The sequence below is a fragment of the Comamonas sp. MYb69 genome, from assembly GCF_037479315.1.
Lineage (GTDB): Bacteria > Pseudomonadota > Gammaproteobacteria > Burkholderiales > Burkholderiaceae_C > Comamonas.
In genome coordinates this window covers 261,646-267,991 of record NZ_JBBGZG010000001.1, presented here as the reverse complement: position 1 = coordinate 267,991, position 6,346 = coordinate 261,646, and the positions used below count along the sequence as shown (strand labels likewise).

Here is a 6,346-nt window from a genome sequence, read left to right as displayed (position 1 = left end):
GCGCCCCCCGGCCCCCCCCCCGCCGGGCCCCCCCCCACCACCCCCGCCCCCACCAACAACCCGCCCCCGGGGGTCTGAGCCCCACGCGCTACCCACCCCCCCCCGCGGGGCCCCCCCGGCGGCCCCCCCCCCCACCGCTGAGTGCGGGGCTGGTACTGCTCGCCTGCGGCATCACGGTGCCCGCCAACGCCGTCATCATCACGGTCAGCGACAGCGCAAGCACCGCCAACTATGCGCTGTCGCTGCAGGTGGGATCTGCTGCCGGTACCGATACGGTGCAGTTCAATGTCTCAGGCAACAATGCGGGCCTTACACCCACCGCCGTCACCGGCTCACCCGCCATTGATATCTCGGTCACGCCGGTGCGCCCGATCATTGCTTCGGAAGTCGCCCGGCCCGTCACCTTGCGGGTGGACTCCAGCGCCGGCCTGGTCTGCCAAAGCGGCGCCTGTGGCAGCACCGTCATCCCGTTCAGCAAGATCAGTTGGACAGTCAGCAACAGCAGTGGCTCGGCAGCCGGAGATATTCAGAGCGGTCAGTTCAACGGTGCGACCAACCAACAGATCGCCAGCTTCAACGCCAATGCCAACATCTGCTCGATTCCGATCATCATTCTTTGTCTGGGCACCTGGACGTACCAGACGCGCAACATGAATGCTACGCGCATGACATTCAGCTATGCCAACGACACGTTCTACCCGGCAGGGACCTACCGGGGCACGGTGTATTTCACCGCGTCGATGGAATAAGGAGACGGGTACATGCCCAGCTTTCGCCTTCGCTGTTGTGCTGCTCTATTGGCCATGGCCGGCGCCTGCGGCCAAGGCGCCCATGCCCAGGCCACCCGGCTGGACGACTCCAGCTCCCCACGTCCCCAGATCAACTCGGATTTTCGCAATGCGCAGATGCTGGATCCGAACACCATCAGCCTGCCTTTCGGACATGTGGAATACCGCTTGGCCACCGCCGCCTATGTGGGCAAGCAGGCCCGCATTTACTACGTCATCCCGTTGGCAGTAGCCGGCCTGCGCTCGCCCGCGGGCATGCAGGTGCAGTGGCGCAGCAGCGGCCAGTTCCAGCCCGGCATGGGCCGCCCCGGTGACCGGGTTCAGGTCTGGACCGGTGTGGTGCGCCCCCCCTGGATCACCGAAAACTTTGACCTGCAGCTGCGCATTGACCGCCGCGAGCTGCAGATGGGCCAGGGTGGCAGCCTGCGCTTTGAATCCTATTTTGAAATCGAGACCCAGCCATGAGCTTTTTCACTTTTGCGCGCTGCGCCCTGGCCCTGGCCTTGCCACTTATCACTGGCCTGGCCCAATCCGCCGCTTTCGAGATGGCCGTGTCGCCCTCGCGCTTTGAGCTGACTGCCAAAAACGGCGAGCGCATTGGCCAGTCCATTGACCTGCACAACCTGGGCTCGGCAGCGACTGCCTTGTCGGTACGGACCCTGGACTGGAGCTACTCGGCCGAAGGTCAGATCAGCTACCACGACGAGCTGCTGCCCGGCAGCTGCCGCCCCTGGGTGGCACTGGAGCGCCGCACCGTCAAGGTGCCGGCGCAGACCAAGCAGGCCTTTCGCTTCCAGATCACGCCGCCGGCCGATGCGCCGCGTGGTGAATGCCGCTTCATGATCGCCATCGAAGGGGTGGAGCCCGCCCAGCAGACCATCATCCAGAGCGGTGGCGCCAGCCTGAGTCTGCCGGTCACCGGCCGCATTGCCGTGGCCGTCTATGTGATGCTGGGCGGCGCCGAGCCCAAGCTCGAAGTGCAGCAGATCGGTATGCGCGAGATGGCTGGCAAGCGTGTTCCCGCCATCACCGTGCGCAACAGCGGCGATGCCCATGGCCGGCTGGATGGCACCGTCGACGCCAAGGATGCACAAGGCCGCGACTTTATGCTCGCCGTCGAGGGAACCCCCATCATGCCGGGCCAGACCCGGCACCTGGCCTTGGTTCCCAAGGCGGACGACGGCCAGACTGCGCTGCAGCCCAGCTACCCTGTCAAGGCCAGCGGCATGCTGGACTGGGACAAGGGCAGCTTCAAGCTGAATGCTGAGTTCCCATGAGCAGACAGCGCCGCCAGTTGGGTCTTATGCGTCAGGCGCTACTGCTGATGCTGGCAGCGGGGAGTGCCGGGGTGCAGGCTGCCAGTTCAACCGCAGGCCCTAGCAACAATCCGGCGCTCACAACCCCCCGGGTGGCGCTGAACTTCTCCATCCAGATCGACAAGTTCCTGTTCTTCCGTATCGGCGACGGTGCCTGGCCCACGCCGGGCGGCACCACCTCGCAGGTCAGCTTTAATCTGAGCCCCTCTATCCCTGCGGTGCCCACCACGCCGACCACGGGTAACAACACGGCCGTCAACTGGAGTGGCACGGCGCCCACGTTTGCGGTTGCCGCCAGCGGCAATGTGCTGCCGGTGGAGGTGCGCAGCAATGGCGGCCAGGTCAGCGTGTTTGCCACCGTCACCACGGCGCTGACCAGTGGCGCCAACACCATTCCGATGAACATGGTCAGCATCACCAGCAGCGACGCGGCGCTGCCGGCGCCCACCATTCCGGCCAGCGGTACCGGCACCAGTGTCAATGTCACAGGCGGCGGCACCGGCACGGTCAACAGCCTGGTCACCATCCGCACGGCCAACTGGACCTTTGGCTACAACAGCACCATCAGCCGCACGGCCGGCAACTACAGCGGGCAGTTAAGCTTCACAGCGTCCGTGCCTTGAGGCCCTGCGCGAGACCCTGCAGCCCCTGGTTATTGGTTACGATGGCATTCCCATCTGACTTTTGAATGATTTCGCCATGCCCACCAGCGCCGAACGCCTTGCCCAAAGCCTGCAGACCCTGACCACGCTGGGCGACGAGGCGCAGCGCATCTTCACCCAGCTCTACCCCGAGTCCGCCCAAGAGGCCGCGCAGGCCGCAGACCAGCGTGCAGCGCGCGGCCTGTCGCTGGGCCCTCTGGATGGCAAGCTGGTGTCCATCAAGGACCTGCTCGATGTAGCAGGCCAGGTGACCACCGCCGGCGCAAAAATGCGCCGCCACAGCGCCCCGGCCGCGCAGGATGCGCCGGTGGTGCAGCGCTTGCGCGCTGCCGGCGCAGTGATCGTCGGCAAGACGAATATGACGGAGTTCGCGTTCTCGGGCGTGGGCATCAACCCCCATTTCGGCACGCCGGGCAATGCGGCCAATGCGCTGCACATCCCCGGCGGCTCGTCCTCCGGCGCTGGGGTCAGCGTCGGCCGGGGCCTGGTCGATATCGCCATTGGCTCGGACACCGGCGGCTCGGTGCGCATCCCCGCCGCCTTCAATGGCGTCACCGGCTTCAAGCCCACGCAGGCGCGGGTCTCGCGCGACGGGGCATTTGCGCTGTCCTACACCCTCGATGCGCTGGGCCCGCTGGCCCGCACGGTGGCCGATTGCGCGGCCGCCGACGCCACCATGGCCAGCGCCATCCCCCAGCCTCTGCCCCAGCGCAGCCTGCAAGGCCTGCGCATTGGCCTGCCCCAGGGCCTGCCCTGGACCGATTGCAGCGACGAGGTGCTGGCCCAGACCGAGCAGGCCATCGCCACATTGCAGGCGCAAGGCGCCAGCATCCGCAAGCTGCCCTGGCAAGCGCTGATGGCCGCGCCCGCGCAGCTGCAAAGCGAGGGCACCCTGATTGCGGCCGAGGCCGCCGCCATCCACCAGCAGGCGCTGGTAGACGCGCGCGATGCCTTTGACCCACGCGTGCTCTCGCGCATGGACAAGGGCCGCGCCTTGACGGCGCCCTACTACATCCAGCTGCTGCAGCAGCGCCAGCAATGGATGGCCCAGATGGATGCCGCCATGCAGGAGGTGGACCTGCTGCTGCTGCCCACCATCGCCATCACCGCGCCAGCCATTGCACCGCTGCTGGAGGACGACAGCGCCTTCTTCGCCGCCAATGCACTGATTTTGCGCAACACCTCGATCTTCAACTTCTACGACCTGCCGGCCATCTCGCTGCCGCTGCCGCGCTCTGCGGGCAGCCTGCCCGTCGGCCTGATGCTGGTGGCTGCGCGCATGCAGGACGCCAGCTTGCTGGCCCTGGCCGCTGCCGCCGAGCAGGCGCTGGCCCAGGCATAAGGACGCCGCATGGGACGCGCAAGCCTGCAATGGACCGACGAGATGCTGGCCGCCTTGGGGACGGACAAGGATGCGGTGCTGGCCGAGCGCTGGGGCACCAGCGCCAAGACCGTGAACCTCAAGCGCAACAGCCTGGGCATTGCCGCCTTTGGCCATGTGGACTGGACGCCGGAGATGCTCGCCGCGCTGGGCCAGGACAGCGATGCCAGCCTGGCTACCCGCTGGGGCATCAGCAAGGCCAGCGTGGTGGCCAAGCGTGGATCCCTAGGTATTGCGCCGCAGGACAGCAGCCGGGGCAAGCACAGCCAGCACAGCTGGCAACCTAACGAGGTGATGCTGCTGGGCACCGCATCCGACGCCGATGTGGCTGCGCAGTTGGGCCTGAGCCTCGCCGCAGTGCGCAATGCGCGCATGGCCCGCGGCATTGCAGCGGCGCGCCCGAACAAACCGCCGATCGCCAAAAACTAAGCCCCCCAGGCCGGTACCGACCAGAGAGGGCTTGGGTCAGCGGCGGCCATCCCGGGATGGCCGCTGCGGATGCGGCTTAGAACTGCTCGTTCTCGCCCAGATAGCGCCACTGCCCCACCGGCAGATTGCCCAGCACCACCTTGCCGATGCGGATGCGCTTCAAGCCCACCACAAACAGGCCCACGGCCTCGCACATGCGGCGGATCTGGCGCTTCTTGCCTTCGCGCAGCACAAAGCGCAGCTGCTCGGGGTTTTGCCATTCCACGCCTGCGGGCAGCAGCGCTTCGCCATCCAGCGACAGGCCATGGCGCAGCAGCGCCAGCTTGTCGCCAGGGAAGTGCTGCTGCACATCCTGCTCAACGGCGCCATAGGTCACACGCACCAGGTATTCCTTCTCGACCTCGGAGTCCTCGCCAATGATGTGCTTGGCAATGCGGCCGTCCTGGGTCATCACCAAGAGGCCAATCGAGTCGATATCCAGACGGCCGCAAGGGGCCAGGCCCTTGAGCTGGCTGAAGTTGAAGCGGGTCTTGCTATGGTCCTCGCGCCAGTGGTTGGGCGGGTTGACCAGCACCACCGCCGGCTCATGGCCATCTTCGGCCTGGCCGCTGACATAGCCCATGGGCTTGTTGATCAGGATCGTCACCTGCTGGGCCTGCAAGTCCTGCGCCTCGCGCTGGATCTCGATCTTGTCGGTCAGCTCCACCAGCTGGCCCATCGTCGCGACCACGCCATTGACCAGCACCCAGCCGTTCTCGATCCAGGCATCGCCCTCGCGGCGCGAGCACAGGCCCAGGTCGGACAGGCGCTTGTTCACGCGCACCTGGCCTTCGGCCTTCAACTGCTCATTCTGGGCCTGGGCCTTGGCGGTCTGCATGGTGCGCTGGGGCGCATCGGCACGCCAGACGTTGGACGGCATCTCGCGGCGCGGGGCTTCCCGGCGCGGGGCATCCCGGCGCGGAGCTTCGTCGCGTGGACGCTCCGAGCGGAAGCCATCCTGGCGTGGGCCGGCGCCAAAGGAACGGGGTCCGCCCTTACGTGGGCCGCCCTCGCGGGGGCCGTCCGAGCGGGGGCCAAAACCACGGGGACCGTCATTGCGGCGGTCGTCCTGGCGTGGGCCAAAGCTACGTGGGCCCTCGTTGCGACGGTCATCCTGGCGGGGGCCTGCGGGGCGGCGGCCATCCTGGCGCGGGTCGCGCGAGCCAGCACCTACCGAGACAAAGTCACCGCGCCCGGCATAGGGGCGCCCGGCGGAGGGGCGGCCAGCATCGGGGCGACCCGCATAAGGGCGCGCATCGTCACGGCGGCCACCATCAGCGCGGTCGCCAAAACGGCGATCCTGGCCGTAGCCACCACCGCGTGCCTCGCCACGGCCAAAACCGCCGTCGCGGCTGTCGCGGCCCGGCCTGTCGCGGCCCGGCCAGCTATCCCGGCTGCCATGCTCACCCCGGTTGTCGCGCGCGTCACGACCATCGCGGCCATCACGGCCATCACGATCGCCTCGGTTGTCGCTGAATCGGCTGTCGCCGCCAGGACGAGGCCCTGAGGGGCGTGGGCCACCAGCTGAACGCGGACGGTCCGCACCCGGCCCTCCGTCACGGCCACGCGCGACGGGAGCGGGCGCGGGTTTGCGGGTCAGGGTGAGTTTTTTGCGGCCTTCGCCATCGTCGGCGGCAGGCGAATCAGCTGGAGAGCGGGGATTTGACATAGCCCGCTATTGTCGCGTGTCTTGCCATTCCAAGCAGGGCGCACGGCTATGAAGGCTGTGGA

Annotated in this window: 7 protein-coding genes; 6 read left to right on the top strand and 1 reads right to left on the bottom strand. The window is 67.4% G+C overall.

From position 1 onward, the window contains the following. The first annotated feature begins 176 nt into the window (after nucleotides 1-176). From WH303_RS01155 to WH303_RS01130, 6 genes are all read left to right on the top strand, one after another. On the top strand, nucleotides 177-749 hold the full coding sequence (locus tag WH303_RS01155; RefSeq protein ID WP_339516287.1) for a hypothetical protein: 573 nt from the start codon (nucleotides 177-179) through the stop codon (nucleotides 747-749). Nucleotides 750-761: 12 nt separating this feature from the next. Further along, the gene (locus tag WH303_RS01150; protein ID WP_339516285.1) at nucleotides 762-1,253 is read left to right on the top strand and encodes a hypothetical protein; all 492 of its coding nucleotides are present in this window, start codon (nucleotides 762-764) and stop codon (nucleotides 1,251-1,253) included. After that, nucleotides 1,250-2,065, top strand: a complete 816-nt coding sequence (locus WH303_RS01145; RefSeq protein WP_339516283.1) for a hypothetical protein — start codon at nucleotides 1,250-1,252, stop codon at nucleotides 2,063-2,065. The genes WH303_RS01150 and WH303_RS01145 overlap by 4 nt, the downstream gene beginning before the upstream one ends. Next, nucleotides 2,062-2,727 carry a hypothetical protein gene (locus tag WH303_RS01140; protein ID WP_339516281.1) on the top strand — a complete coding sequence of 222 codons (666 nt, stop codon included), beginning with the start codon at nucleotides 2,062-2,064 and terminating at the stop codon, nucleotides 2,725-2,727. Before WH303_RS01145 ends, WH303_RS01140 begins: the two co-directional genes overlap by 4 nt. Nucleotides 2,728-2,803: 76 nt before the next feature. Then, complete coding sequence (locus WH303_RS01135; RefSeq protein ID WP_339516279.1) at nucleotides 2,804-4,108, top strand: amidase; 1,305 nt, start codon at nucleotides 2,804-2,806, stop codon at nucleotides 4,106-4,108. Nucleotides 4,109-4,117: 9 nt separating this feature from the next. Then, nucleotides 4,118-4,576 carry a hypothetical protein gene (locus WH303_RS01130; protein WP_021024651.1) on the top strand — a complete coding sequence of 153 codons (459 nt, stop codon included), beginning with the start codon at nucleotides 4,118-4,120 and terminating at the stop codon, nucleotides 4,574-4,576. Nucleotides 4,577-4,652: 76 nt separating this feature from the next. On the opposite strand, the gene WH303_RS01125 is transcribed toward WH303_RS01130, so the two are convergent. Next, nucleotides 4,653-6,284: a pseudouridine synthase gene (locus WH303_RS01125; RefSeq protein WP_339516276.1), complete on the bottom strand. Its 1,632-nt coding sequence runs from the start codon at nucleotides 6,282-6,284 to the stop codon at nucleotides 4,653-4,655. Nucleotides 6,285-6,346 lie beyond the last annotated feature (62 nt).